This is a genomic window from Arenibacter amylolyticus, from assembly GCF_002150785.1.
GTDB classification, from domain to species: domain Bacteria; phylum Bacteroidota; class Bacteroidia; order Flavobacteriales; family Flavobacteriaceae; genus Arenibacter; species Arenibacter amylolyticus.
The window spans coordinates 26,617-52,993 of the sequence record NZ_MTAZ01000042.1; the positions used below are offsets into that span (position 1 = coordinate 26,617).

25 protein-coding genes are annotated in these 26,377 nt (G+C 39.9%); 9 read left to right on the forward strand and 16 right to left on the reverse strand.

Features of this window, described 5'->3' with window-relative positions:
* Positions 1-125: 125 nt before the first annotated feature.
* From BV214_RS13615 to BV214_RS13635, 5 genes are all read left to right on the forward strand, one after another.
* The gene (locus tag BV214_RS13615) at positions 126-1,133 is read left to right on the forward strand and encodes a glycosyltransferase (RefSeq protein ID WP_086478060.1); all 1,008 of its coding nucleotides are present in this window, start codon (positions 126-128) and stop codon (positions 1,131-1,133) included.
* A 57-nt stretch (positions 1,134-1,190) separates the two neighbouring features.
* Positions 1,191-2,093 (forward strand): YbbR-like domain-containing protein, encoded by a 903-nt coding sequence (locus tag BV214_RS13620; protein ID WP_140157769.1) that lies wholly within the window; start codon positions 1,191-1,193, stop codon positions 2,091-2,093.
* Positions 2,090-2,677: a dephospho-CoA kinase gene (coaE, locus tag BV214_RS13625; RefSeq protein ID WP_086478062.1), complete on the forward strand. Its 588-nt coding sequence runs from the start codon at positions 2,090-2,092 to the stop codon at positions 2,675-2,677. Before BV214_RS13620 ends, coaE begins: the two co-directional genes overlap by 4 nt.
* Before the next feature lie 79 nt (positions 2,678-2,756).
* Positions 2,757-4,331 carry a sensor histidine kinase gene (locus tag BV214_RS13630; RefSeq protein WP_086478063.1) on the forward strand — a complete coding sequence of 525 codons (1,575 nt, stop codon included), beginning with the start codon at positions 2,757-2,759 and terminating at the stop codon, positions 4,329-4,331.
* Between the two features lie 8 nt (positions 4,332-4,339).
* A complete protein-coding gene (locus BV214_RS13635; protein WP_086478084.1) occupies positions 4,340-5,053 on the forward strand; it encodes a response regulator transcription factor in 714 nt (237 codons plus the stop codon).
* Positions 5,054-5,100: 47 nt separating this feature from the next.
* Here BV214_RS13635 and BV214_RS13640 read toward each other — a convergent pair whose 3' ends face one another.
* From BV214_RS13640 to BV214_RS13670, 7 genes are all read right to left on the reverse strand, one after another.
* A complete protein-coding gene (locus BV214_RS13640; RefSeq protein WP_086478064.1) occupies positions 5,101-5,598 on the reverse strand; it encodes a gluconokinase in 498 nt (165 codons plus the stop codon).
* A complete protein-coding gene (gene miaA / locus BV214_RS13645; protein WP_086478065.1) occupies positions 5,595-6,506 on the reverse strand; it encodes a tRNA (adenosine(37)-N6)-dimethylallyltransferase MiaA in 912 nt (303 codons plus the stop codon). Before miaA ends, BV214_RS13640 begins: the two co-directional genes overlap by 4 nt.
* 2 nt (positions 6,507-6,508) lie before the next feature.
* Positions 6,509-7,342, reverse strand: a complete 834-nt coding sequence (locus tag BV214_RS13650; RefSeq protein ID WP_086478066.1) for an ion transporter — start codon at positions 7,340-7,342, stop codon at positions 6,509-6,511.
* The gene (locus tag BV214_RS13655) at positions 7,339-8,706 is read right to left on the reverse strand and encodes an exonuclease domain-containing protein (protein WP_086478067.1); all 1,368 of its coding nucleotides are present in this window, start codon (positions 8,704-8,706) and stop codon (positions 7,339-7,341) included. Before BV214_RS13655 ends, BV214_RS13650 begins: the two co-directional genes overlap by 4 nt.
* A 65-nt stretch (positions 8,707-8,771) precedes the next feature.
* The gene (locus BV214_RS13660) at positions 8,772-9,425 is read right to left on the reverse strand and encodes a YggS family pyridoxal phosphate-dependent enzyme (protein ID WP_086478068.1); all 654 of its coding nucleotides are present in this window, start codon (positions 9,423-9,425) and stop codon (positions 8,772-8,774) included.
* Between the two features lie 46 nt (positions 9,426-9,471).
* Positions 9,472-10,359, reverse strand: coding sequence for a 3-hydroxybutyryl-CoA dehydrogenase (locus BV214_RS13665; protein WP_086478069.1), 888 nt, complete (start codon positions 10,357-10,359; stop codon positions 9,472-9,474).
* 64 nt (positions 10,360-10,423) lie between these two features.
* Complete coding sequence (locus tag BV214_RS13670; protein WP_086478070.1) at positions 10,424-11,383, reverse strand: Gfo/Idh/MocA family protein; 960 nt, start codon at positions 11,381-11,383, stop codon at positions 10,424-10,426.
* A 289-nt stretch (positions 11,384-11,672) separates the two neighbouring features.
* Between BV214_RS13670 and BV214_RS13675 the strand changes: the two genes are divergently transcribed.
* Complete coding sequence (locus BV214_RS13675) at positions 11,673-12,314, forward strand: protein-L-isoaspartate(D-aspartate) O-methyltransferase (RefSeq protein WP_086478071.1); 642 nt, start codon at positions 11,673-11,675, stop codon at positions 12,312-12,314.
* A gap of 54 nt (positions 12,315-12,368) precedes the next feature.
* Here the strand turns inward: BV214_RS13675 and smpB are convergent, their stop codons facing one another.
* On the reverse strand, positions 12,369-12,830 hold the full coding sequence (gene smpB / locus BV214_RS13680; RefSeq protein ID WP_086478072.1) for an SsrA-binding protein SmpB: 462 nt from the start codon (positions 12,828-12,830) through the stop codon (positions 12,369-12,371).
* A gap of 129 nt (positions 12,831-12,959) precedes the next feature.
* On the opposite strand from smpB, the gene BV214_RS13685 reads away from it, so the two are divergent.
* Positions 12,960-13,709, forward strand: a complete 750-nt coding sequence (locus tag BV214_RS13685; RefSeq protein ID WP_086478073.1) for a DUF6503 family protein — start codon at positions 12,960-12,962, stop codon at positions 13,707-13,709.
* Here BV214_RS13685 and BV214_RS13690 read toward each other — a convergent pair.
* From BV214_RS13690 to clpB, 3 genes are all read right to left on the reverse strand, one after another.
* Complete coding sequence (locus BV214_RS13690; protein WP_086478074.1) at positions 13,706-14,236, reverse strand: SixA phosphatase family protein; 531 nt, start codon at positions 14,234-14,236, stop codon at positions 13,706-13,708. The genes BV214_RS13685 and BV214_RS13690 overlap by 4 nt on opposite strands.
* Positions 14,237-14,465: 229 nt before the next feature.
* Entirely contained in the window at positions 14,466-15,062 is a 597-nt protein-coding gene (locus BV214_RS13695; protein WP_086478075.1) for a TetR/AcrR family transcriptional regulator, read from the reverse strand.
* 206 nt (positions 15,063-15,268) lie between these two features.
* Complete coding sequence (gene clpB, locus BV214_RS13700; protein WP_086478076.1) at positions 15,269-17,884, reverse strand: ATP-dependent chaperone ClpB; 2,616 nt, start codon at positions 17,882-17,884, stop codon at positions 15,269-15,271.
* A 167-nt stretch (positions 17,885-18,051) separates the two neighbouring features.
* Between clpB and ytxJ the strand changes: the two genes are divergently transcribed.
* On the forward strand, positions 18,052-18,453 hold the full coding sequence (gene ytxJ / locus BV214_RS13705) for a bacillithiol system redox-active protein YtxJ (RefSeq protein WP_086478077.1): 402 nt from the start codon (positions 18,052-18,054) through the stop codon (positions 18,451-18,453).
* 54 nt (positions 18,454-18,507) lie between these two features.
* Here ytxJ and BV214_RS13710 read toward each other — a convergent pair whose 3' ends face one another.
* Together BV214_RS13710 and fahA are read right to left on the reverse strand one after the other, a co-directional pair.
* Positions 18,508-19,695, reverse strand: a complete 1,188-nt coding sequence (locus BV214_RS13710) for a hypothetical protein (protein WP_086478078.1) — start codon at positions 19,693-19,695, stop codon at positions 18,508-18,510.
* Positions 19,696-19,800: 105 nt separating this feature from the next.
* Positions 19,801-21,087 (reverse strand): fumarylacetoacetase, encoded by a 1,287-nt coding sequence (gene fahA / locus BV214_RS13715; protein WP_086478079.1) that lies wholly within the window; start codon positions 21,085-21,087, stop codon positions 19,801-19,803.
* A 115-nt stretch (positions 21,088-21,202) separates the two neighbouring features.
* Here fahA and glyA point away from each other — a divergent pair, with 115 nt between their 5' ends.
* Positions 21,203-22,477, forward strand: a complete 1,275-nt coding sequence (gene glyA, locus BV214_RS13720; RefSeq protein WP_086478080.1) for a serine hydroxymethyltransferase — start codon at positions 21,203-21,205, stop codon at positions 22,475-22,477.
* Between the two features lie 80 nt (positions 22,478-22,557).
* Here glyA and BV214_RS13725 read toward each other — a convergent pair whose 3' ends face one another.
* From BV214_RS13725 to BV214_RS13735, 3 genes are all read right to left on the reverse strand, one after another.
* Positions 22,558-23,226, reverse strand: a complete 669-nt coding sequence (locus BV214_RS13725) for a hypothetical protein (protein WP_086478081.1) — start codon at positions 23,224-23,226, stop codon at positions 22,558-22,560.
* A gap of 232 nt (positions 23,227-23,458) precedes the next feature.
* Positions 23,459-24,127: a response regulator gene (locus tag BV214_RS13730; protein WP_086478082.1), complete on the reverse strand. Its 669-nt coding sequence runs from the start codon at positions 24,125-24,127 to the stop codon at positions 23,459-23,461.
* A 10-nt stretch (positions 24,128-24,137) separates the two neighbouring features.
* Complete coding sequence (locus BV214_RS13735) at positions 24,138-26,204, reverse strand: tetratricopeptide repeat-containing sensor histidine kinase (protein WP_086478083.1); 2,067 nt, start codon at positions 26,202-26,204, stop codon at positions 24,138-24,140.
* Between the last annotated feature and the right edge of the window lie 173 nt (positions 26,205-26,377).

The window sequence follows — 26,377 nt, forward strand, 5'->3', positions numbered from 1 at the left end:
TGCCCAAAAGGGAATGCTAAAACTATTATGTGGGAAAGAGATAGAAACAGGGAGGTGTTGCTTCCCTGTTTTTAACTTTGAAATAACTTTCTCTCCATTGGTTCCTTTTAACAAGTAGTAGAAAAATGAAGCTTTACTTTTCCTTTATCGTACCCGTATATAACCGACCTAATGAGGTGGATGAACTCTTGCAAAGCCTTTCGCTTTTAGATTATCAAGCACCCTTTGAGGTAGTGATAGTAGAGGATGGATCTACTATGAGTGCAGAGCAGGTAGTAGATGGGTATAGGAATAAACTGGATATTACTTACTTGAAGAAGGACAACTCCGGACCGGGTTCTTCCCGAAATTATGGGATGGAACGGGCCAAGGGGAATTACTTCATCGTCCTAGACTCAGACTGTATTATTCCACCCCAATATCTTGGATTGGTAGATGCTGCGCTTAATAAGGACTACGTGGATTGTTTTGGCGGCCCAGATGCTGCCCATACCTCTTTTAGCCAAGTGCAGAAAGCTATTAATTACGCGATGACCTCGGTACTTACTACTGGAGGAATTAGAGGGAGTAAGAAAGCGGTGGGGAAGTTTCAACCAAGGAGTTTTAATATGGGCATATCCAAACAGGCATTCGAGAAAACGCAGGGCTTTGGCAATATTCACCCGGGGGAAGACCCAGACCTAACCTTTAGGATTTGGGAAGCCGGATTTAAAACCAAACTCATCCCCGAAGCCTATGTGTACCATAAAAGAAGGATAGATTGGGGTAAGTTTTATACCCAGGTAAAGAAGTTTGGCATGGTAAGACCTATTTTGAATCAATGGTACCCAGATACCGCTAAAATAACCTACTGGTTCCCTAGCCTATTTAGTTTAGGGCTATTATGCTCATTTGTGTTAATGTTTTTTGGGTTTCTAACACCAATTGCCATTTATCTCTTGTACTTTGGTGTACTTTTTGTTCATTCTTATAAAGAGAACAAAAGTGTTAAAGTGGCGTTTTTATCCTTAATAGCGGTAACCATCCAGTTTTTTGGATATGGATTCGGATTTTTAAAGAATTCCCTGCTCCTAGCTTTTAGTGAAAAGGACCCTCAAATATTATTTCCCAAACTGTTTTTTAAAAACGCATAGAAATTGATTGATAACATAAAAAACGCACTGCAAAAGAGGAAAGTAAAACTTTTCTTGATGTTTTTTTTGGGCTCTAGCTTGGCTTGGTTCATCAGTAATTTGGCCGACCAATATACCAATGATGCTGTCTTTAAGCTGAGTTATCATAGTAATCCGGATAGTCTGTTGCTTAAAAAGGTATCCAAAGAAAACATTAGGGTAAGGTTAAAGGCCAGTGGCTTTCAGTTTTTAATGTTCGGTTTAAAAAATAAAAGGGTGCATGTAGACCTTTCTACCTTGGAGCAAAGGGGGCAAAAGTACTTTTTGTCGCCCAAGGCGTACAGGGGGCAAATAGAAAACCAGCTATCCAATTATATGCAAATTTTGGATATGGATCAGGATACCATGTTCTTTAATTTTCAAAAACTTATAAAAAAGAAGGTTCCAGTAGCCTCCAATATCTCCATCAAATTGGAACAACATCATTTATTGGATGGCGATATGGAAATAATTCCAGATTCCATTACAGTGATAGGACCCGAGAATGAGGTGAAGGAATTGAGTAATGTCCCTACAAAGGAACGCTCCTTTAATAATCTAATGGGACCTTTTACCAAAAAAGTAGATTTGAAGCTCCCTGCCGCCCTAAAGAATACCACTTTTTCCGCAGATCAGGTGGCAGTGGAAGGAGAGGTGTTCAGATTCTCAGAGCGCATACTCACTGTTCCCATCCTTATAAAGAATGTTCCCGAAGGAGTAGTGGTGCGTACGTTTCCCGAAACGGCCGAATTGCTGTGTAGAGATCGCATAGAGGTTTTAAAAGAATTGAAGGCAAGCGATTTTGAAGTAAGTGCGGATTATGCCCAATTTAAAGGAGAAGGGGATAATATAATGGATCTTGAAATAACCAAGAAGATAGATTCCATTAATGTGGTGCGGTTAAAAGAAGATAAGGTAGAGTTTATTTTGATGAAGCAATGAGAATAGTAGGCCTAACAGGAGGAATTGGTAGTGGCAAATCTACGGTAGCGGCCATGTTCCGGGAGCTAGGAGTACCTGTGTACAATTCGGATACTGAAGCAAAGTGGCTTATGGGTAATTCCGAATCCTTAAAACAGCAGATTATAGCTCTTTTAGGAGAAGATAGTTATAAGGATGGCGCACTAAATCGGGCTTATATATCCCAAAGGGTTTTTAAGAACGGCGAGTTGCTGAAGGACTTAAATAAAATAGTACATCCTGCAGTGGCTCAGCATTTTAAAGAATGGGCGCAACAACAGAATTCAGCCTATGTAATACAAGAGGCTGCGATTATATTTGAAAATGGAAACCAGGGCCGCTATGATCAAATTATTCTGGTGACGGCCCCTCTGGAGAGTCGCGTTAATAGAGTGGTAAAAAGGGACGGAGTTAGTCCAGAACAAGTCATGGAAAGGGTAGAGAACCAATGGGAAGATGCCAAAAAAGCTCCGCTTTCCCATTTTGTAATAAACAATATAGATCTTAAAAGCACTGCGTCTCAAGTAGCGGAAATACATGGAAAATTGCTTAAGGCCAGGGCTTAAGGGCAAAACTTTAACATATTTGTTAAGGTTTGGTTAAACGTACAATCCGCTAAATGTTAAATTTATAATTTTACTGTTAATGAATAAGAGGTTATTTGGTCTTTTGGTTGTCTTGATGAGCCTTTCCCTTATTGGGATTATTTTTGTTCAAAGCTATTGGATCAACAAATCGGTAGAAGACAAGGAAGAACAGTTTTCCAATACGGTGACCCAAATTCTTAATAGGGTTGTAGAGAATATAGAAAAGAGGGAAGTACAGGACTATCTTAATGAGTTTTATAAATTAAAGGATAGTATTGGGAAGCCTAAGGCTACCCACCTTAAGAATTTCTTTTTCTTTGACAGGGATATCAACTCCAACGAAATCCGGTTTTATTCCCATGGTATCCTGGAGGAAGATTACAATATGGCTTCTAAGTTCTTTGATATTGGGTTTGACACTACTACCTTTAAGAACATTACCAGTATAAGGCGTACGGAAATTTATAAGGAGGATTTTGGACTGGATGGGAGGCAATATTCCCTAACCCCAGTGCAAAAGCTAGAGAAAATTGGTGGACTCTCCTCTATAGATAGGGCTGCCATGGACGATAGTTTTCGGGAAATGGCTAAATCCAGGTCCATAGACAATAGGGTGACCAAACAGGAGATAGAGTTGTTCCTTAGTAGGGAACTTAAAAATAGGGGCATAGATATTGATTATGAATATGGGGTGTATAGCAGGGGATTGCCTACAAAACTAAGGTCCGATCAATTTAAATTTTCTGAGACCACTTTATACAAGGCACCTTTGTTTAAGGATAGTGAGGGAAGTACCAATTATTCATTGTTGCTAACCTTTCCAAAAAAGAAGCGTTTTTTAATCCAGTCCATATTAGGAATGGCGGTCTTGTCCTTGGTGTTTACCTTGATTATTGTTATAGCCTATTCTAGCGCTATATATCAGTTGATAAAGCAAAAGCAGATTTCAGAAATCAAGTCCGATTTTATCAACAATATGACTCACGAGTTTAAAACGCCCATTGCCACCATTAATTTGGCGGTAGAAGCTATTAGGAACCCTAAGATAATTGTGGATGAAGAGAAGGTGTTGCGATACCTACAAATGATAAGGGACGAAAATAAAAGAATGCATGCACAAGTAGAAAATGTTCTTAGGATTTCTAAGTTGGAGAAAAACCAATTGGATATTTCTAAGGATAGGGCAGATGTACATGAGATTATAGAAGATGCCATTACCCATGTAGAACTGATTGTAGGAGATAGAGGTGGTTATATCAACACCCATTTAGAAGCAGAACGCAGTGAAGTATTGGCCAGTGAAATGCATTTTACCAATGTTATTGTCAATATTCTGGACAATGCGATAAAGTATTCCACAGACGCTCCTAAAATAGATGTGTTTACGGAGATTATTGGGAACAATATAATTATAAAGATAAAAGACCAAGGAGCGGGTATGAGTAAGGTGGTTCTAAAAAAGGTTTTCGAAAAGTTCTATAGAGAGCATACCGGGGACATACACAATGTTAAGGGCCACGGTTTAGGACTAGCTTACGTGAAAAAAATAGTAGATGATCACCAGGGTGAGGTTTATGCCGAAAGTGAAAAAGGGAAAGGAACAACTTTCTTTATTAAACTCCCCTTAATTTAAAAATTATGATGGAAACAGCAAATAAGAAAATACTACTAGTAGAGGACGATCCAAATTTCGGAATTGTCCTAAAGGATTATTTGGCCATGAACGATTTTGACGTTACGTTGGCGAAAAATGGTATGGAAGGCTTTGAAAAATTCAAGAAAGACAATTTTGACGTTTGTATTCTTGATGTTATGATGCCTTACAAGGACGGTTTTACGCTGGCAAAAGAAATCAGGGAAAAGAACGAGAACGTACCCATTGTTTTCTTAACGGCCAAAACCATGAAGGAAGATGTGCTTAAAGGATATAAGGCAGGTGCCGATGACTATCTAAATAAGCCCTTCGACTCTGAGGTCTTACTGATGAAATTAAAGGCTATTATACAACGGAAATCTACCAATTCCTTGGCAGATAGTAAGCAATTTGAATTTACTATCGGAGGATTCCAGTTAAATTCTAAATTGAGATTCTTAAAGTATAAGGATGAGGAAGCCATAAAACTTTCCCCTAAGGAAAATGAATTGCTAAGACTATTAGCACTTCACGAGAACGATTTAATGCCGCGAGAATTGGCACTTACTAAAATTTGGAGGGACGATAACTACTTTACTTCTCGAAGTATGGACGTTTACATCGCGAAACTGCGCAAGTACCTGAAAAGGGACGAAACAGTGGAAATATTGAATATCCACGGAGAAGGGTTTAGGCTGGTTGTAAAAACAGACGAAGCCTAGAATATAAATAGGATAAAAAAGCACTGGATTTCCGGTGCTTTTTTTGTTTAGTTCAGTTTCCTTATAATTTCCGAGACTATTTCTTTTGGACTTGCTGCTACGGATATCGTTAAAGCTTCGGTAGGGGCCTCAAAAGTATCCCACTGTGATTGCAGCAGGCTGGCGGGCATAAAATGTCCTTTTCGTTGTTTTAAACGCTCTGAAATTAGTTGGAAACTTCCTTCCAAGGAGATCCATACCACTTGAGATTCAATATCCTTTTGTAAAATATTTCTATAGGATTCCTTTAAGGCCGAGCAGCTTATGATGCATCCATCCTCCCTATGCTCCTTTGCCAATTGGTTTAAGCGTAAGAGCCAATCCATGCGGTCCTCATCGGTTAGGGGGTGACCACTGGCCATTTTTTGGACGTTACTCTGGGGGTGATATTCATCGCCCTCTAAAAATGGGAGCTTAAGTTCCTTGGCAAGTAAGCCGGCAATGGTAGATTTCCCCGTGCCAGAAACCCCAATCACAAATAGTATGTTTTTTTTATGGACGCTCATCCTTTTGCAATTTCTAGTTCTAACCTTTGAAGCACCTCCTTTGGATTATACTTATAGTTAATCCATAGGATATCCTCCCTTTTTCGCAACCAAGTAAGTTGCCGTTTAGCAAATCTTCTCGTGTTTTTCTTAATTTCCTCAATGGCGTCTTCCAATTTAAGTTCTCCATCCATATAGCGGAATAATTCCCGATAGCCAACCGTTTGCAAGGCGTTTAAGGCACTATATGGTTTTAGGGAGGCTACCTCTTCCAAGAGGCCATTTGAAACCATAAGATCTACCCGCTGGTTAATTCTATCGTATAAGATGGTTCTATCGGCTTCTATTCCTAGGGTGATGGTGCGGAAACTCCTTGGTTCCTTTTCTTTGTTTAAAAAAGAGGAGTAGGGCTGTCCACTTCCAATGCAGATTTCCAAGGCGCGTATAAGTCGATGCGGATTGTTCAAATCTACCGTATCGTAATAAGACCTATCCAGTTTTTTTAGTTGCTCCTGTAAGTGCATAATTCCTTTGGAGAGCAATTCCTCGTTCAATTGAGTGCGAATGGAGGGATCTACACTTGGAAAATAATCCAGGCCCTTTGTGACGGCATCGGTATAGAGTCCGCTTCCACCCACCATTACCACCACATTATTTTTTATGAACAGTTCTTCTAATTTTTCCAAGGCCTCTCGCTCAAAATCCCCTACCGAGTAATCTTCGTGAATGCCCCTATGTTGTATAAAATGGTGTGGCGCTTGGTTTAGTTCATCTTCTGACGGCACTGCAGTTCCAATAGACATCTCACGGAAAAATTGCCGGGAATCTGCAGAGATTATTTCGGTTCCAAAAGACTTTGCGAGGGTAATGGCCAAGGCGGTCTTGCCTATGGCTGTAGGCCCTACTACAGAGATCAGTATTTTATCCATGCTTAATCATCTCTTAATTTAAAACCGCATTGTCTGCAATAATAGGCGTCATTTAGCAATACATCTGCTCCGCAGTTTTGGCAGGCCCTACCTTGGTCCATCTTTTTCTTGTCCGAGATGTTAGATGCGTACTCTGCGGATACAATTCCCGTAGGCACGGCTATAATTCCATAACCGATGATCATGATCATGGTTGCAATAAATTGCCCCAGAGGGGTCTGGGGTGAAATATCCCCGTATCCTACCGTGGTTAAGGTCACTACCGTCCAATAAATACTGTGAGGAATACTAGAGTAGCCGTTTTGGGGGCCTTCTACAATGTACATAACCGTCCCTAAGATGACCGATATAATGATGACGAAAAACACAAAAACAAATATCTTGGTCTTGCTGGCGCTTAAGGCCCGGATTAGTTTATTGGATTCTCCAACAAATCGAACCAGTTTTAGAATCCTAAATATTCGCAGTAGCCGCAGTATTCTAAATGCTGTAATAAATTGAGAGCCCACTAGAAGCAAGGAAAGGTATTTGGGGATGGTAGAAAGAAAATCTACCACACCAAAGAAGCTGAAAATATATTTTTTAGGGCGATTAATGGTAATGATGCGTAGAATATACTCTATAGTAAAAAGTATTGTGACCACCCATTCCGAAATATTTAAGAATGCATGATACTTCTTATCTATATTGGGAACGCTCTCTAACATTACAATGATTACACTGTAGACAATTAGGCCCAACAGGATAAGATCAAAAAGTCTACCCGCCTTGGTATGCGTCCCATAGATAACTTCATGAAGTTTTGATTTCCAATTTTTTAATCGTTCCTCTTTCACGTGTCTAGTTCAATAATTTTAATAGCTTTCTTTTTTCTAAGGTAAGAGGTAATGATATGTTTGGTATTTTCATTGTGGTCCATAGGGGTGATTATGGATTCTAAAATAGGGTTGTTATTAATTTGATGGTGTAAGCTAAAATAGCCCAATCCTTTAAAAATACCATTTTTAATTAGAATACCGCAACGTTCTCCCGTTTCCCTTCCCTTTTCCAAGATTAGGATGTCCTTGCAAGGGATGTTGTATTTCTTGATGCTTTCCTCTACCCGATGGTTGTAGCTATCTACTTCCTCTTTTTCAATACAGGCTCCCTGGCATTGGCCTTCCATATAGTGGGAGCATGCCTTTTTGGCCTGTGACAGTCCGTTAATTTTGTTGCAGAGTTGAAATTCATCCCTTAACGTATAAAGGAAGTTTTCCGCTCCCTGTTGGCTGTTAAAGGTGGCGATAGGTGTTTTTTTTGGATCTACCTTTTGGGCAGACAAGGAAAGATACCCACGGTCCGTCTTGCTTTTATAGATTGCATGGGAGAACAAGCGTCTTTTATAACTGGCATTGTACTTTGGTTTATTGCGAACCAGTTCGCTGTTTTCTCTCAACATTGCTGCCAATTCATTCCCTGTTCTTTCGTAGGTGACCTTCTTGGTTTCTTTTTGGATTTTTCTTGCTCTGGTACTGCTGTTGGTAAAATATTGATTGATCCGTTTTTTAATATCGGAGCTTCTTCCCAAAAGGATAATTTCCCTGTCTTTATTATGCATATAAAATACGCCAATACTAGAGGGAAGGGATTCCACAATATCTAACTGCCTTGGGGAAAGTTCTCCCAAGGTTTCATTGCGCAAAACGTTTTTCACTATGGTTTTATCCAAGTCTTTGGATAAAAGTAATTTAAAGAGTTGTAGGGTGGCTAAGGCATCCCCATTGGCCCTATGCCGATCGCTTACGGGTATCCCTAAGGAACGAACCAATTTACCCAGACTATAGGAGGGTGCATCCGGGAGTAGCTGTTTGGACAACTCTACCGTACACAGGGTTTTACGTTCAAAATTGTATCCCAGGCGCCTAAATTCGGTGCGTAAAATTCTATAGTCAAATTGGGCATTATGGGCCACAATAACTGCGTCCTCGGTAATTTCCACGATGCGTTTTGCAACTTCATGGAACTTTGGGGCCGTCCGTAACATAGTATTGTTTATACCAGTTAAATTCGCCACAAATGGCTGAATCTCCCTTTCGGGGTTGATTAAACTGATAAAGCGATCTACCACCTTATGTCCATCAAACTTATGAATGGCAATTTCTGTTATTCCTTCCTCATTGTACTTTCCTCCGGTGGTCTCTATATCTAATACTACGTACATGTATTGCTTCTAATTCTCTAATAAACAAAGATAGGTATTCTGGGGCCTTAGCCTTGGGATAAAATTTAATTTCTAGCGCCAAAAATACTGCTTCCTAGACGTACCATGGTACTACCTTCTTCGATGGCAATTTTGTAATCCCCGCTCATACCCATAGAGATTTCCTTTAGGTTGGGAAGATAGGTCTTTGCGCGATCAAAAAGTTTCTTAAGGGTACGGAATTCGTTGCTTATTTGTTGGGTGTCTTCCGTAAAGGTGGCCATTCCCATTAATCCCTTTATTTCTATATGCTCCAAACTTTCTAGGTTCCCTGAGGAAATAAGATCTATCAATTCGTTTTCGTCAAAGCCAAACTTGGAGGATTCTTCGGCAATATGTACCTGTAGCAAACAGGGAATCACTCGGTCGTTTTGCTTGGCGCGCTTATTTATTTCTTTAAGGAGCCTTAGGCTATCCACGCCATGTACCAAGGATACAAACGGGGCCATATATTTTACTTTGTTCCGTTGGAGATGTCCAATCATGTGCCATTCGATATCCTTGGGAAGGGATTCCCATTTTTCCGTCATCTCCTGCACTTTATTCTCACCAAAGATGCGATGCCCCGCATCATAAGCCTCCTGGATATCGGCCACAGATTTGGTTTTGGTCACAGCCACTAAAGTTACATGGGTTGGCAAGGACTCCTTTATTTTTATGAGATTGCTTTTTATGGACATATATATCTAATTGATCTAAAGTGTTTTTAATTATTGAATAGTCTGCTTAACTAAATTGTTGGGATACCACTTCCGCCTTTTTAGAGGTTGAGTAATCATAAAATCCTTCGCCTGATTTTACCCCTAGTTTGCCCGCCATAACCATATTTACCAATAAGGGGCTTGGGGCATATTTCGGATTTTTAAAGCCGTTGAACATCACATTTAAAATGGAAAGACAGACATCCAACCCGATAAAATCTGCCAGTTGCAAGGGGCCCATGGGATGTGCCATCCCTAATTTCATAACCGTATCTATCTCTATTACCCCCGCCACCTTATGGTGAAGGGTTTCTATGGCTTCATTAATCATAGGCATTAGTATTCTATTGGCAACAAAACCGGGATAGTCATTTACTTCCGTTGGGGTCTTTCCAAGTTTTTTAGAAAGCTCCATAACTGTAGTAGTCACACTATCTGAGGTACTGTATCCCCTAATAACTTCTACCAGCTTCATAATGGGAACTGGATTCATAAAGTGCATACCTATCACCTTATCTGCCCTATTGGTGGCTGCCGCTATTTGTGTGATGGAAATAGAAGAGGTGTTGGTAGCTAAAATGGTATCTGGAGGGCATAGTTGGTCTAGATCGGTAAATATTTTGAGTTTGAGATCGGTGTTTTCCGTCGCCGCCTCAATTACCAACTGAACATCCTTTACCCCCTCGGATAAAACCGTAAAGGTGGTGATATTGGATAGGGTCAAATCCTTATCGGCCTCCGTAATGGTTTCCTTGGCGATCATTCGATCTAAATTTTTACCAATGGTTGCCAACCCTTTTTCCAAGGACTCCGAAGCGATATCTATCAGGTTGGTGGTATATCCCTGTTGGGCAAATACATGGGCAATGCCATTCCCCATTGTACCCGCACCTATGACTGCTATTTTCATCATTGATCGTGTTTAAAGTTTGTAAATTAAACTACAGCATAGCTGTTTTATGGGAGGTGATAAGGTATTAAAACGATTTAATCACCTGTAGTGCTACCTTTAGGGCTTGGAAACCTTGCTCCAAGGTTACTTCTGGAGTTGTGTTATTGTTTATGGCATCTGCAAATGCTTCTAGCTCATCCAAAATAGCATTATTTACCGGAACGGTGGGGTTTTCAAAATATATTTGTTTTTTCACCCCTTCGGCGTTCTGTAAAATCATATCAAAATCCCCGGGCTTTTCCGGCGCATCTTTCATCCTAACCACTTCTACCTTCTTCTCTAGAAAATCGACAGAGATATAGGCATCCCGTTGAAAAAATCGGGACTTTCTCATATTCTTCAGGGATATTCTGCTAGCCGTAAGGTTGGCAACACATCCATTCTCAAATTCTATCCTTGCATTGGCAATATCGGGGGAGTTGCTAATTACAGATACTCCACTGGCATTGATTTGTTTCACCTCGGAATCTACAACACTCAGAATAGCATCAATATCATGAATCATTAAATCCAATACCACTGGCACATCGGTTCCTCGAGGATTAAATTCTGCCAAGCGGTGGGTCTCGATAAACATGGGGTTGTTTATCTTATCCTTTACCGACATAAATGCAGGATTAAATCGTTCTACATGGCCTACCTGTCCTTTTATACCCTGCTTTTTTTCTAGCTCTAAAAGGGTCTCGGCCTCTTCCAAGGTGTTGGTAATTGGTTTTTCTATAAAAACGTGTTTCCCCTTTTCCATCGCCTTTTTTGCACATTCAAAATGGGAGAGGGTAGGGGTTACGATGTCTACCACATCTACAGCATCGATTAATTTATTGATGTTATCAAAGAAAACATACCCAAACTCTGCAGCCACCTGCTTGCCATTGATTGCATCCGGGTCATAAAACCCGACCAGATTATATTTTGGGGATTCATTGAGTAATCTAAGGTGTATTTTTCCTAAATGTCCTGCTCCCAGGACGCCAACGTTAAGCATAGTGTTGTTTTTGTTCAAAAATAAGGATAGTTTATAAGTTATGCTGCTACAAAACAAAAAATAGACCCTCTCTCCCCATTTTTAGTGTCATTTGAAGGAAATGCTGACAAGGGGTAATATTGGAATTGGTTGCCAAGGACCGCCTAAATAAATTATTTATAGTATCTTTATTTTTAAGATGGGTTGATCACCAACAAGTTGCTTGGCAACGGGTGTCCCAAAGCCAAATTGCTCCATTTAATTGGGTTTTCTTTTATAACTTTACAGGCCAAAACCAAAGTCAATTACATTGAAAGATACGTTAAAACATCGCGGTATGCGTAATCAGCTTGCCGAAGTTCTTATAGAAAAGGGAATTGTGGATTCTGCGGTGTTGAATGCCATCCGTTCCATACCCAGACATTTGTTTCTAGACAGTAGTTTTGAAGATCATGCCTACCAGGATAAAGCATTTCCTATTGGGGCAGATCAAACCATTTCACAGCCCTATACCGTGGCTTTTCAAACTGAATTATTGCAGGTAGAACCCAATCACAAAATTCTCGAAATTGGGACCGGAAGTGGATATCAGACAGCTGTTCTACTAAAGCTTAAGGCGAGGGTTTATACCATAGAACGACAATTGGAGCTTTTTAAGAAAACCAACCTGTTTTTTAATAAAATGGGTTATAGGCCCAAGAGTTACATTTTTGGGGACGGTTATAAGGGGATGCCCGAAGAGGCCCCCTTTGATGGGATTATTGTTACGGCAGGTGCTCCTTTTGTGCCCAATCCCTTACTGGCACAGCTTAAAATTGGAGGCAGATTGGTGATTCCAGTAGGAGTGGATGAACAAATAATGACCTTGTTCGTTAGAAAGTCGGCCAAGGAATTTGAAAAAACAGAACTGGGTTCTTTCCGATTTGTGCCCTTGTTAGAAGATAAAAATTAAGGCTGCTTACATTCATAAGCAGCCTTATTGGCTTTGGTGACTATACCTTTTGTCTTAATTATTGAAGCTCTTTTTAATCCGATCTAAATCTCTTTTGTTATCCCGGTCTTTGATGGTTTCGCGCTTGTCATAAAGTTTCTTACCCCGTGCCAAAGCAATATTTACTTTTGCCAGACCTCGGTCATTAAGAAAAAGATTTAGGGGAACTATGGTGAGTCCGCTATTTTTCACCTCTCGCTCTAACTTTTTTAGCTCTCCACGGTTAAGAAGCAACTTGCGTTCTGCTTTTGGGCGGTGGTTGTAGTGGGTCCCATGCGAATATTCGTCTACTTGCATATTAATCACAAACAATTCGCTCCTATCATTAAATTCACAAAAGCTCTCAGATATAGAGGCCTTGCCTTCTCGGATAGACTTTATCTCGGTGCCCGATAATACGATGCCTGCAGTGTAGGTATCCAACAACTCATAATCAAACCGAGCCCTTCTGTTTTTGATATTTATTTTCTTCTGCATATAGCTACAAAAATAGAAACAATTATTCAATTTATCTGCTTAGATGGGGATCTACTATTCTTAATAATGCTATTTCCTTTAGTATTTCTGTATTGTTTTTCCCATTTTTACGATTAATCAAGAAAACATATGATCAGAGTATTGTATTTCGCCGCATGGGCGCTTTTAGTTGGGGCATGTAAGGAACAACCGAAAGATGTGCTTACGGCCCAGGAAATAGTGGATAGGTCTATCGCCATTAGTGGTGGGGAGAAGTACAGCAACAGTACTATTTCCTTTTCTTTTCGAGATATGGACTATAGCTCTACTTGGGAGAACAACAAGCGAAAATTAAGTAGGACTGGGGTAAAAGATTCCGTTCCATTTACGGATGTCTTGCTAAATTATAAGTTTGAACGTAGGCAGGGCGATAGCGTGCTAAAGCTTTCCGATTCATTGGCCAATATTTACTCTAATTCATTGAATTCCGTGCATTATTTTGTACATCTTCCCTATGGCTTAAATGACCCGGCCGTGAATAAGGAACTATTGGGAGAAACTACCGTAAAGGACGCGCCTTATTATAAAATCAAGATTACCTTTGATGAGGAAGGTGGGGGCGACGATTTTGAGGATGTATATGTATATTGGATCCATAAGAATACCTTTAAGGTTGATTACCTGGCGTACCAATTTCATGTGAATGGCGGAGGAATTAGGTTTAGGGCAGCTTACAATGAGCGTGTTATAAACGGAATTCGTTTTGTGGATTATGAAAATTATAAGGCAGACCCAGAAAGTGTATCCATATACGATACGGACAAATTGTACGAGAAAGGGGACTTAGAGTTACTCTCAAAAATTATCTCGGAAAATGTAATGGTTCAACCAACAGATTAATCCATTTTTAATCGGATATCAGTAGCTACCCCATCTATGATGCGTACTATAAACAAGCTCGAATTGTCATAATCTTCCATGGATTGATACTTTTCTTCGCCCAAAAGGCCATTTACAAATTGAGGGATGGTATTACTGTGCCCCACAATAAGGACATTCTTATCTAGATTAAGGTTTTTAAATTTCTCTATATTAACGGCATGGGGATCGTAGTATTGGGGTGTAATATCCTTTTTTATGGCAGTTGGGGCTGCCGTCATGGAAGTCCGCTTATAATTGGAGGTATATATAGCGTCCAATGCCACATTATCCAATATCTCTGCCCAACGCATGGCGCGACCCAAACCCGATTGGTTTAATTCGGGATCTTTGTCCTCAGGTCTACTTCGATCCTTTTCGGCGTGTCGTATAAAGTAAAAGGTAGAAATATGGTTGTTGACAACTTGTTCCACTTCCTTGGGATCTTCCTTACATCCCAAAAAACCTAAGGTTAATACTAGTATCAATAGTAACTTTATGCCCTTCATAATCTATTCTGATTTAGGTAATTCTCATTGGTATTATGGTAACTGAAAAAATGGGGAAATAGTATGTATCCACGAGGGTTTTTGTGCATTGCGGTATGTTTCAAAGTAATCAACGATTTTTTGTGGACTCCCTTTTGTGATAAAGCATCAAGATCTTTCTGAAGCATACCTGAAAAATGACATTCAGATTATTAAAAATGCTTGGCTGCTTCGGCAAATTCCAATTCGGTTATTTCTTTATTTCCCTTGTGATTAATTGGTCCAAGTAAGCTACCGTATTGATCAAGTATTTTCGATCATCGGTAATGGTAGCCATGGTAACGGCGCCTTGTATCATGGTAAATAGTTGTTTTGAAAATTGCAAGGGGGTTACTGGTAGTCTAATTTCATTATTGTTTACTCCATTTTCCAAAACCAAAGCAATCTTACCTTCAATGTTTTTTATAGTTTCCTTGGTGGCAGCTAAGAGTAGGTTGTTGTTATTTTTGGCATCTATACCTACATTTACCAAGGGGCAACCTCCTAGGGATTCCGTAAACTCATCGTAAGTGCGATAAAAATTAGTGAACACCAAAATTTTCTCCAAGGCAGATCCCTCAGTATTTAATTGTTCATCCAATTTGGAGAGTAGTTTCTTGCTATTGTACTCAAAAGAGGCCAAGGCGAGAGATTCCTTGTTTTCAAAATTTCCGTACAAAGCACCCTTGGTGAGTCCGGTTGCCTCTGTAAGATCGCTCATACTAGTGGCAACATACCCTAGTTTATTAAAGATGGGTGCTACGGTTTCAATAATGTAAGCGGTGGTCCTTTCTGCTTTAGTAGACATGTCCTAACAGTTTTAAGCTAATATAGAATATTTTTATACTGTAAGGTATATAATGTTTGTCAATAAAACCAATTTCGCTTTAAAATTATTATGGGATATTACATAGGAGGGAAGGAATATGCTAAATGCCACTAATGCTGTGCCTGTGTCTTCTTGAATAAAAAAGCGCTCCATAGTTAAATGGAGCGCTTTTGAGGAAAATTAATTTACGATTTTCCCAGCTTTTTGGCAAGGTCTTTTTCATTTCTAAATACCAGCTTATCGTCAAAGTTATCCATAAGGACCACACTGCCTGGTCCTATATTACCGCTAAGGAGTTCTTTGGAAATGTTGTTTAACACCTCTTTTTGAATTACTCTCTTAATGGGGCGCGCTCCATATTGCGGATCGTACCCTCTATTGGCTAAATACTGGATAGCTTCCTCCGTGGCATCGAGGGTTATTTGTTGCTCCTCTACCATTTGTTTTAATTGATCTAATTGTAAAATCACAATTTTCTTGATATCCTCCTTGCTCAAAGGTGTAAACATGATTATATCGTCTATTCGGTTCAAGAATTCTGGACGAATGGTTTTCCGTAGGAGTCCCAGAACCTCTACCCTTGCGGCTTCGGTGGCACTATAGATATCGGAATTATCCTCGAATTTCTCTTGGATAATGTGACTTCCCATATTACTGGTCATTATTATGATCGTGTTCTTAAAATCGGCAACCCTTCCTTTATTATCTGTAAGGCGACCTTCATCCAAGACCTGTAGTAGTATGTTAAAGGTATCGGGATGTGCTTTTTCAATTTCATCCAATAATACCACGGAGTAGGGTCTTCTCCGTACCGCCTCGGTTAATTGCCCTCCCTCTTCGTAACCAACATATCCCGGAGGTGCACCTACCAGTCTACTCACCGCATGCCTTTCCTGATATTCGCTCATATCTATACGGGTCATGGCGTTTTCGTCATCAAAAAGGTAGGCTGCTAACGTTTTGGCCAGTTCCGTTTTACCAACTCCTGTGGTTCCCAAAAACAGGAAGGAGCCAATAGGTTTCTTATGGTCTTGGAGTCCGGCGCGACTCCTTCTAATGGCGTCCGATACTGCTTCTATTGCTTCTTGCTGACCAACTACCCGTTTGTGGAGCACCCCTTCTAGGTTTAAGAGTTTCTCGCGCTCACTTTGCAGCATTTTAGTAACTGGGATACCCGTCCATTTAGCCACTACCTCGGCTATATCCTCATAGGTAACTTCTTCCTTAATCAAGGTTTCCCCGAGTTGTTGCTGTTCTAGATCGGCTTGGAGTTTCTCTAGCTTTTCCTGGGCCTCTTTAATTTTTCCGTATCTAATCTCAGCTACTTTTCCGTAATCTCCATTTCTTTCTGCCCTTTCGGCTTCCACCTTGTAGTTTTCAATATCCTTCTTTGTTTGTTGGATATCATCAACCACGGCCTTCTCGCTCTCCCATTTGGCATAGATTTCGTTTCGTTCTTCCTTGATATTGGCCAAGTCTATGTTCAGTGCTTTTAGTTTAGAGGTGTCGTCTTCCCTTTTAATGGCCTCCATCTCAATTTCTAACTGCATTATTTTACGATCTAGGACATCCAATTCCTCGGGCTTGGAGTTTATTTCCATCCGTAGTTTTGAAGCGGCCTCATCCATTAGGTCTATTGCCTTATCGGGAAGGAAACGGTTGGTAATATAGCGCTGCGATAATTCCACGGCTGCAATAACTGCCTCGTCCTTGATTCGGACCTTGTGGTGGGTCTCGTATTTTTCTTTAATACCTCGCAGGATAGAAATGGCACTTTCAGTATCTGGCTCGTCTACCACTACCTTTTGGAATCTTCGTTCCAAGGCTTTGTCTTTCTCAAAATATTTTTGATACTCATCCAGGGTGGTAGCCCCTATAGCTCTTAATTCGCCCCGTGCTAGTGCCGGTTTTAGAATATTAGCCGCGTCCATGGCCCCTTGCCCGCCTCCGGCGCCTACTAGGGTATGGATTTCATCTATAAATAATATAATGTTCCCGTCCGAGGTAGTAACTTCCTTAATCACTGCCTTTAGCCGCTCCTCAAATTCCCCTTTGTATTTAGCACCTGCAATGAGGGCTCCCATATCCAGGGAAAAGATGGTTTTGTCTTTTAGATTCTCCGGGATGTCGCCCTGTACAATTCTATGCGCAAGCCCTTCGGCTATAGCGGTTTTACCAACACCTGGTTCCCCTACCAGCATGGGATTGTTTTTGGTTCTTCTAGATAAAATCTGTAATACCCTTCTTATTTCCTCGTCCCTGCCAATTACGGGATCTAAATTGCCACTATCTGCCAGTACATTTAGGTTTTTGGCATATTTGTTTAGGGAATTATAGGTGTCCTCCGCACTTTGGGAAGTAACCTTTCCTCCTTTGCGCAACTCATTGATTGCGGCAGTGAGGTCTTTTTCGGTTACCCCTTGGTCCTTTAGGACCTGTGCAATCTTACTTTTAGACTTAAAAATGGCCAACAGTAAATGCTCAATGGATACATATTCATCTTCCATCTTTTTTGCAATAATGCCCGCCTCGTTTAGGGTTTTCCCTGCTTCCCTAGAAACCATAATCTCCCCTCCGGAGACTTTTGGAAAACTTTCCAGTTCCTTATCTAGAATTTGCTTCAGCATGGAAATGTTGACGTTTAATTTCTTCAGAATAAACGGAAGTACATTCTCCTCTACTTCAGAAATAGCCTTAAATATATGTTCGTTTTCTATTTGTTGGTGCCCAAAGCCTTGCGCAATTTGTTGCGCTTGCTGTATGGCCTCCTGCGATTTTATGGTGAAATTATTAAAGTTCATATAGCTGTTTTTTATGTCTTGTTATTGTGTATTTTTGATGTGATTAAGGCAACAACCTTACCATATTCAATTTAAGACAAAATGTCGCTTTGCTGGAGGAATTTTAAGACAAAAAGACATAGTGTAAGGAAGTTAGCAAATGTTCGACCGATTCATAAAATTACAAAATGGGAATATTAAACAGGTTATTTGGGAAGGATAATAATTTGGAAGACAATAATAAGGAAGAAAATCAGGTGCCATGGATACCCTTAACTTCTGTGGATCAGCTTTCGGAAATTAAAGAAAAGTCGGGCAAGAAGACCCAAGTGATTTTTAAGCATTCCACTACCTGCGGAATTAGTAGGATGGTTATGAACGGATTTAATGCATCCTATAATCTTTCTAGTGATCAAGTAGATTTATATTACCTAGATCTTCAAAGTTATAGATCTGTTTCCAATGAAGTAGCAGCATTATTTCAACTAAGACATGAATCGCCCCAACTATTAGTCATTAAGGAGGGGGTAGTGGTGGCGCATGATTCGCATGGAGGAATTTCCCAACTAGATTTAGCGGAATTTGTTTAACCCTAGAAGCTAACTTTATGCATCTAGGGTTTTGGAAGGGAGTGATAGAGTTGTTTAATTAAAGCGATGCCTGTTCAGGATTCCCTTTAATTTGAACTTTAGATCTTCCCCGGCATCATACACCATTTCCTCATTAGTAGGGAAGGGGACGGAAGAGTTGGACAAGAGGGTAAGTAGTTTGTCTTCTAAGGCCCTTTTATCACCCTCATGCGTTGCGTAATTGTGGCTAAACACAAACTCACTGACTAGTGGGTAGGAGTTTAACTGCTGTTTGCTATGAAGGTCTACAAAACGAACGTTTCCTCTAAGTTGCACCTTTTTAAATTGGTTGAACTGATAGAAATCGCAGCGAACGGTTTTAAACTTATCTACTTTAATCTTATTGCCTAGACTATCCTTTACCACATTCCCCTCCGAGTTAAGTGCGTATTTATAACCGTCTTTAATTAACTTCTCTCGCTGTATCTGTTTTTCGGTAATCTGTTCTGGACTAATGTTAATATCCGTAAAGGCAAGTTCCATTTCATAATCATAAGGAACGTTATCTTGAGTGTTGGTATGGTAAACCGTCCATATATCGTTTAGGCCGTAGGTATTAAAGTTTAATAGTTCGGCTTCTAGTCTAGCGGGAATAATTTGCTCGGAATCATTGATCATAACTACATTCACATAATCTAATCCCTTGCGGTGGGCTTCTTCCAATTTTAGCTTCACGTCCCTAAAATTCGGATTAATTTGGTTTAAATAATTGAAGTCTGCATAGGCTTTTCTATAGTCTTGCTTGGAGTTTCCCGTTTGTAAAAGTGTATTGGCATTTGCATAAAGATAGTTAGAGAGCTTCTTTTTTGCGTTGAGTATATCGTTGTCATAACTTTTAAAGCTAAACCTAGCTTGTCTATTTTCATCATAAAGTTGTAAGGGAAGCAATGGTCTTATGCGTTCTTGCATGGCTTTTAATCCCTCATACCCGTTATAAATGGCTTCCAGATTTGCCGGGTTGTTTTCCTTCTTTAAGAAGGCAATATGTTGTAATTCGCGCTCAGCATTCTTTTTAAAAGCCTCTTCCAATAAAAGGATATAGGGTTGATGGCTTTTCTTAGACTTATTCTCCCTTAGGTTTTTTAAGGCGTTGGTGATAGCAGCGTTATAATTGCCTACGTTGATATCTGCCTGGGTTTTTTTCACCCCGCTACAGGAAAGGAAAAATATGGTAAGTAAGGGCAACAGAATAACTCTCTTCATAATTTGATCGTTCTAATTTTTGCAATGAATGATTTGGCTAGGACCAAAACTCTTAATTACTGAAACGCAAATGAAGAGAAAATCGTACAAATACGAATAAAATTTTTATTGTTTATGTTGGTAAGTCGGTAATAGCTTGGTAGCCACTTCCCCAAACCCGATGCGTACGTTATTCTTTTCGCAATAACCACGCATGGTAACGGTGTCATGGTCCTCAATAAACTTTCTGGTGGAGCCATCCTTCAGTTGTAAGGGTTTTTCTCCACGCCACGTAAGCTCTAGCATAGAACCATAACTATCAGGTGTAGGTCCAGATACGGTTCCGCTTCCCATCATATCCCCACTATTAATCTTACAGCCATTTACCGTATGGTGGGCTAATTGTTGTGCCATGGTCCAATACATATACTTAAAGTTAGACTTGGCTACTATGGTTTCACTGCCATTATCTGGGGTTATGGATACTTCCAAATTTATGTCTACCCCCTTGTTGTTTGGGTGTCTTAAGTAGGGTAGGGGGAGTGGATTTTGTTCAGGACTGGGCACTCTAAAAGGCTCCAAAGCATCCATGGTAACAATCCAAGGAGATATGGAGGAAGCAAAACTTTTGGCTAAAAACGGGCCTAAGGGTACATATTCCCATTTTTGAATATCCCGGGCACTCCAGTCGTTAAACAGTACCATTCCAAAGATATAATCTTCTGCATCCTCTATGGGAATAGGTTCTCCCAATGCGTTGGCATCGGTAGTAATAAATGCCATCTCCAACTCAAAATCCACCAATTTGGAGGGGCCAAATACGGGCTGCTCTGCCCCTTTTGGAAGCGTTTGTCCCGAAGGTCTTCTTATAGCGGTGCCGCTGGGTACAATAGTAGAGCTTCTGCCGTGGTAGCCCACAGGAAGGTGGAGCCAATTGGGTAACAAAGCATTTTCCGGGTCCCGAAACATCTTGCCTACATTGGTGGCATGTTCTTTAGAGGAATAAAAGTCGGTATAATCGCCAATCTGTACAGGTAGTTGCATTTCTATCTCGTCCATAGTAAATAGCACAACACTTTTATGGTCCTCGTTGCCCTGCAAGGCCTTGTTGTTGATATCAAAAATTTCGCTGATCCTGTTCCTTACCAAGCGCCATGTTTTTTTCCCGTCGGAAATAAAGTCGTTAAGCGTGTCCTGTAAAAATATATCATTGTTTAACGGAATGCCTTTAAAATAGCCCAATTGGTGCAGTGCACCCAGATCAATAGCGTAATCGCCAATTCTGGTGCCTATGGTTATGATATCGTCTCGGGTTAAAAAGACACCAAAGGGAATATTCTGGATTGGAAAATCGGAATTGGGCGGTACTGGTAGCCACGTTTTCTTTGCAGGGTCGTTGGTTTTAAGAGGCATATACAGGCTTGTTAATTAATGTTGAATAAATATCTATATCAAATATATTGTTTTCTTCCAATTAACGCGATGCAATTTGTATTTTTGCGCTTTATTTAATTGAATCTTTAACAGTATGCAACGGGATAATTTAATTTTTGAACTAATTGAGGAGGAAAGGGAACGCCAAATTGATGGAATAGAACTTATCGCTTCGGAAAATTTTGTAAGTCCACAAGTAATGGAAGCGGCTGGGTCCGTACTTACCAACAAATATGCTGAAGGTTACCCTGGTAAGCGATATTATGGTGGATGTGAAGTAGTGGACGAAGTAGAGGAAATTGCCAGGAACAGGGCAAAGGAGTTGTTTGGTGCGGCTTATGCCAACGTACAGCCCCATTCTGGTTCTCAGGCGAACGCCTCTGTATACCACGCTTGTTTACAGCCGGGCGATACCATTCTTGGTTTTGACCTCTCTCATGGGGGGCATTTAACCCATGGTTCTCCCGTAAACTTTTCGGGTAGATTGTACAATCCTGTGTTTTACGGGGTAGATAAGGAAACCGGTAAATTGGATTATGACAAAATTCAGGAAATCGCTACCAAGGAAAAGCCGAAAATGATTATTGCTGGAGCCTCTGCTTACTCCATGGATATGGATTTTAAAAGGTTTAGAGAGATTGCAGATAGTGTTGGGGCACTTTTATTAGCAGATATTTCGCATCCTGCCGGACTCATTGCTAAAGGAATTCTTAGTGATCCCATTCCACATTGCCATATTGTAACCACTACTACCCACAAAACTTTGCGTGGTCCTAGGGGAGGACTTATTTTGATGGGAGAGGATTTTGATAACCCCTTCGGAATTAAATTAAAAAATGGGAAGCTTAGAAAGATGTCTGCTTTGTTAGACTTAGCGGTATTCCCAGGAAACCAAGGAGGACCCTTAATGCATGTTATTGCTGCAAAAGCTGTAGCTTTTGGAGAAGCCCTTACGGACGATTTCTTGCATTATATGTTGCAGGTTAAAAAGAACGCTGCTGCCATGGCCAACGCCTTTGTAGAAAAGGGATATAAGATTATTTCTGGAGGTACGGAAAACCATATGATGTTGATAGACCTAAGAAGTAAGGATATAACTGGTAAGGATGCAGAAAACCTATTGGTAAAAGCCGATATCACCGTGAATAAAAACATGGTTCCTTTTGATGATAAATCTCCCTTTGTAACTTCAGGGATACGTATTGGTACCGCTGCAATTACTACCAGAGGACTTAAGGAAGAGCATATGCCGGTAATCGTAGGACTAATTGATCAGGTATTGACCAATCCCGAAGATGAGGCAGTTATCCAATCTGTTAAGGAGAAAGTAAACGAATTGATGCATAACCGAGAGCTGTTTGTAGCTTAAGGATAAGTAATAAATAAGCAAAAAGCCAGCACTTTTAAGTGTTGGCTTTTTTTTTGCTGTAGAGTGAAATTAATATCCGGCTAGAAAATCTGCACGTCCCCTTTTATCAGTTTTTGGGTAGATAGGTCGTAAACTGCTGCCTTTTCTGCACTGCCAAAGTACATCCCCCAATAGTAAAAATAGTCGCTTGGTTGAGGTGTGTTGTTAACCTTTACACCTAAAGACTGGGGTAGGGGATTCGGATCCGGTTGCTCAAATACAGGAATGAAAATTTCATAAGGCGTATCTGATAGCCCCTTTGTATAATAAATTGTATGCTTGTCTAATTCGTTGGCAATTTCTTCTAACTGATGCACAATACTTTGTTCGTAAATCCTACTAATTAGGATGTTGGTATCCGTTAAGACTATAGAAAGCTCACTGATATCCATGGAAAATTCGTTTACCTCCAGTAAGTCGGAGTACGCCTCATGGAATAAGGTGGTTTTCTTGGGGTTTTGTTTTGGCGTATCTTCAGGCGATCCATTTGGGTATTGTAAAAAATAGAGCGCTTCTGAAAGACTAAAATTGCAACTGAATTCGATGCTTAAGTGGGCGTCGTTCTCCCGTTGCCAATAACTGCTGATATTTATATTGGCATAAAAGTCTTTTTCCAAGCGTTTTCTAAATTTTTCTAAGCCTACTATATGGGTACTGGCATTGCAAACCTTTTTTCGGTTGTTAAGAAAATCATCGTTTTGTATTGGCATCCCTAGAGCGATTTGGTGAAACTAAACTCCAAATTTAAGTTTAAGTCTTATTCACCATTGAACTAAAACCTTATAAAAAGTAAGGTTTCCGTCTATTTTGGATGCATTCATCGAAAATTTATCGGTTAAAATACACTATATAGGAATCGCCTAGGGTTCCACAAAGGCTGGCTAAGCTAGTGCAAATCAGGGATTAATGCTTGTTGGCTCTATGCTGACAGGTGGGTTTTATCTAGAGGAAACCCCTGATTTTTGCTTCCGTAATGAGTGCAAGGTCATTTTGCTTTTCTACCCCAAAAATTACCTTGAGCTGTCTTTTCCTATTCTCAATACCCGCTAGCGATAGATTTATGTGGTTCACCATATCCTTTGTTCTGGTGCCGATAGATACGTGATAGAGAATTTTTTTATCATTATCGTCCAAAGTCTCGTCATGAGATACTTTTTTTCGAATGGCCACTAGTGCTTTCTGACTGTAATAGGGTGGATTGGTAATAACCCCCTTAACCATGGCTAAAAGTGATTTTTGATCTACTTCTGACTTCACCATGTATCCGTCCGGATTTACATTTTTTAGGATGCTATTAATCCGGTAATTATCGCTGAAGGACGACATAAAGACTACCTTGGTATCGGGGACGACTTTTCGGGCTAAAATTCCCAAATCTTCTCCAGTATAAGGTTCTTCCAAATGAGTTTCTGTTAACTGTATGTCCAGTAAGAGTAGGTCGTACTTAAAAGATCGTGCAGAATCCTCAATCTTTTGTTTACCAATTTCATAGGTGTTAGCAGTTTCAACCTTTACGGTAAATTCTTCGAATTCAGCGGCTTCCAATAGGAATTTATAACCAGTAGTGATCATTTCATGATCGTCTATCGCTAAGATTCTTAAAGTCTTCATTCTTTATAAGTTATGCAGATTTGGGAGCTGCAGGTTTATTTACTTGGTAGGGGATGGTTACGGTTACCGTTGTTCCCTTGCCAAGTTGACTATCTATGGAATAAGTTCCGTTTAGTTTTTCTAATCGGGATCTCATATTTTTTAGGCCTATTCCTTTTTTTCCTTTTTTCACATTAAAACCAATACCGTCATCTGTAATAGCGATTTTTAGTTGCTTTTCATCCTTTTCAAAAACAACCGAAACCGAGCTTGCCTGTGCATGCTTTCTACAGTTTTGCAAGCTCTCTTGTACAATACGGTAAATGTTAATCTTCAATTCTGCCGTTAACTGGTCCCAATCTATGCTATCATCATACTTAAATTGACATTGCATATTAGAGGAATCCCTTACGGTTTGAAGCAACTCCTCAATGGAGGTGATAAAGTTATGTATTTTTTCTTGGGAAGCTTTGCTTAATTCATGAGAAATGGTTCTAATTTCTTCTTCCAGTTGCTGTAGCTTCTCTAATAGTTCTGTTCTTTTTAAAACGGAGGCTTCATCGGTTTTATTATTGAGGCCCGTAAGTATAAGTCGTATCCCGAACATTTGACCTAAAATGCCGTCGTGTAATTCTTCGGAGACTCTCTTCTTTTCTAACAGCTTACCTTCCTCCATTTTGGTGCTTTGGGCTAGTAAAAGATTAAATATTTCCTGATTGGTCTTTTGCTGTGCCTGCTCAAACTTTAGTTTCTGGTTTCTTTTTCTCTGATAGAATATTAGTAAAAGGAGTACCGCCATAACCAGGGTCCCTGCGGCGATCCCGATCCATAATTGTCGCTGCCGGGCCAATAGAGCATTCTGCTCAATAAATTGATCTGTCTCAAACCTAATCCTGGTAAACTTATTCTGAATGGTTCGTTCTTCGTGTATTAGGCTATCATTAAGCTTTATGTATTCTTGGGTGTAATGGGTAGCATTTATTGGATCTATTCTACCTAGTAAGGCCAATATTTCCAAGGTTCTAAGATTGCTGCTGCTTTGTTTTGCATTTTCTTTACCAATTAATGCATATTTTAAAGCGTTAATACTATCGCCGTGTTGTAAATAATGATCTGCAAGCTGGTATTGTACAAGGGCCATTCCTCGGGTATCATGTAGGCTATCCTTTATTTTTAACACCTCATTAAAAATATCTACTACCTGCAAGGTATCGCCCAGCTTACTTTTACTATCGGCATAGTTAGAGAGCGCAGTGGCATAACTCTTTAAATTCTTAGTTTTTATACTATCGGCAGTAATTACCTTTTCAAAATATTCTAGGGCTTTCTGGTGGTTTCCAAGCACTTGATAAACAGTACCTATATTGTTGTAGATTTCAAGATTTCCAGTACTATTGGGGGCAGCTTTGTTTAAGTAAAATAAGGCCTCGTCATAATAGTTTAATGCTCGCTCGTATTCTTTTAAAGCATTGCTCACAGAACCGAGATTGGTGTAGCAATAATATAAATTTAGGTATTTATCTAGCGGTTTAAACAGCTCAATGGCTTTCACCGTGTTTATTTCGCTTCCTATATAATCCTTTATCGCAGATTGAATGGTGGCCATATTGTACAACATCCTACCACTTTGGTAAGGATTGCCTAGTGCCGAAAATATTTGTTGAGCTTTTGAATAGTGGTAAAAGGCGCTGTCTACTACGCTGTAGTCATCAAAAAAAGTGGCCAAATCCCAATGGTTATTGGCCAGAGAGGTAGAATCTCCCATGCGCTTGGTGTATTGGAGCGCTAGTTTACTGGACTTCCTAAACTTTAGGGAGTCATTTTTTAGTAAGTAATTATAAGAGATGTCGGTAAAATAATTTGCCTTTAGGGAGTCGTTTTTCGCTTTTAAAGCCAACGCAAAGGCTTTGTCTAAATTGCTTTGGTGCTGGGAAATAGCAGCGCTATTGGCCTTAGATATATAAAACAAGACACTATCTGTTGGTTGTGAGTGCGCTTGCTCAGTAATGGATTTCTTGGAATAGCTACAACTATAAAGCGTGTAAAGAATTAATAACGCTAATGAAATAAAATACCTACATTTTATTCTTTCTTCCATATAGCGTGCAAGATAAAAAAAAAGCCCTTAACAAAACTGTTTAGGACTTTTTTAAAATTTTAAGCAGGTATATATTATGCTACAGTTTAGCTAAGTGGGTCTCTTCTGTCCTTGATGATGATGTCCCTGTCGGTTGCTACGGCATTGTCAAAATTGATTGCTTCAAAGTTGAT

What these genes read in the sequence shown, in the direction of transcription:
- BV214_RS13615 (WP_086478060.1), top strand. Translation starts at nt 126, where the DNA reads ATGAAGCTTTACTTTTCCTTTATCGTACCCGTATATAACCGACCTAAT.
- BV214_RS13620 (WP_140157769.1), top strand. Translation starts at nt 1,191, where the DNA reads ATGTTTTTTTTGGGCTCTAGCTTGGCTTGGTTCATCAGTAATTTGGCC.
- coaE (WP_086478062.1), top strand. Translation starts at nt 2,090, where the DNA reads ATGAGAATAGTAGGCCTAACAGGAGGAATTGGTAGTGGCAAATCTACG.
- BV214_RS13630 (WP_086478063.1), top strand. Translation starts at nt 2,757, where the DNA reads ATGAATAAGAGGTTATTTGGTCTTTTGGTTGTCTTGATGAGCCTTTCC.
- BV214_RS13635 (WP_086478084.1), top strand. Translation starts at nt 4,340, where the DNA reads ATGGAAACAGCAAATAAGAAAATACTACTAGTAGAGGACGATCCAAAT.
- BV214_RS13640 (WP_086478064.1), bottom strand. Translation starts at nt 5,598, where the DNA reads ATGAGCGTCCATAAAAAAAACATACTATTTGTGATTGGGGTTTCTGGC.
- miaA (WP_086478065.1), bottom strand. Translation starts at nt 6,506, where the DNA reads ATGGATAAAATACTGATCTCTGTAGTAGGGCCTACAGCCATAGGCAAG.
- BV214_RS13655 (WP_086478067.1), bottom strand. Translation starts at nt 8,706, where the DNA reads ATGTACGTAGTATTAGATATAGAGACCACCGGAGGAAAGTACAATGAG.
- BV214_RS13660 (WP_086478068.1), bottom strand. Translation starts at nt 9,425, where the DNA reads ATGTCCATAAAAAGCAATCTCATAAAAATAAAGGAGTCCTTGCCAACC.
- BV214_RS13665 (WP_086478069.1), bottom strand. Translation starts at nt 10,359, where the DNA reads ATGATGAAAATAGCAGTCATAGGTGCGGGTACAATGGGGAATGGCATT.
- BV214_RS13670 (WP_086478070.1), bottom strand. Translation starts at nt 11,383, where the DNA reads ATGCTTAACGTTGGCGTCCTGGGAGCAGGACATTTAGGAAAAATACAC.
- smpB (WP_086478072.1), bottom strand. Translation starts at nt 12,830, where the DNA reads ATGCAGAAGAAAATAAATATCAAAAACAGAAGGGCTCGGTTTGATTAT.
- BV214_RS13685 (WP_086478073.1), top strand. Translation starts at nt 12,960, where the DNA reads ATGATCAGAGTATTGTATTTCGCCGCATGGGCGCTTTTAGTTGGGGCA.
- BV214_RS13690 (WP_086478074.1), bottom strand. Translation starts at nt 14,236, where the DNA reads ATGAAGGGCATAAAGTTACTATTGATACTAGTATTAACCTTAGGTTTT.
- BV214_RS13695 (WP_086478075.1), bottom strand. Translation starts at nt 15,062, where the DNA reads ATGTCTACTAAAGCAGAAAGGACCACCGCTTACATTATTGAAACCGTA.
- clpB (WP_086478076.1), bottom strand. Translation starts at nt 17,884, where the DNA reads ATGAACTTTAATAATTTCACCATAAAATCGCAGGAGGCCATACAGCAA.
- ytxJ (WP_086478077.1), top strand. Translation starts at nt 18,052, where the DNA reads ATGGGAATATTAAACAGGTTATTTGGGAAGGATAATAATTTGGAAGAC.
- BV214_RS13710 (WP_086478078.1), bottom strand. Translation starts at nt 19,695, where the DNA reads ATGAAGAGAGTTATTCTGTTGCCCTTACTTACCATATTTTTCCTTTCC.
- fahA (WP_086478079.1), bottom strand. Translation starts at nt 21,087, where the DNA reads ATGCCTCTTAAAACCAACGACCCTGCAAAGAAAACGTGGCTACCAGTA.
- glyA (WP_086478080.1), top strand. Translation starts at nt 21,203, where the DNA reads ATGCAACGGGATAATTTAATTTTTGAACTAATTGAGGAGGAAAGGGAA.
- BV214_RS13725 (WP_086478081.1), bottom strand. Translation starts at nt 23,226, where the DNA reads ATGCCAATACAAAACGATGATTTTCTTAACAACCGAAAAAAGGTTTGC.
- BV214_RS13730 (WP_086478082.1), bottom strand. Translation starts at nt 24,127, where the DNA reads ATGAAGACTTTAAGAATCTTAGCGATAGACGATCATGAAATGATCACT.
- BV214_RS13735 (WP_086478083.1), bottom strand. Translation starts at nt 26,204, where the DNA reads ATGGAAGAAAGAATAAAATGTAGGTATTTTATTTCATTAGCGTTATTA.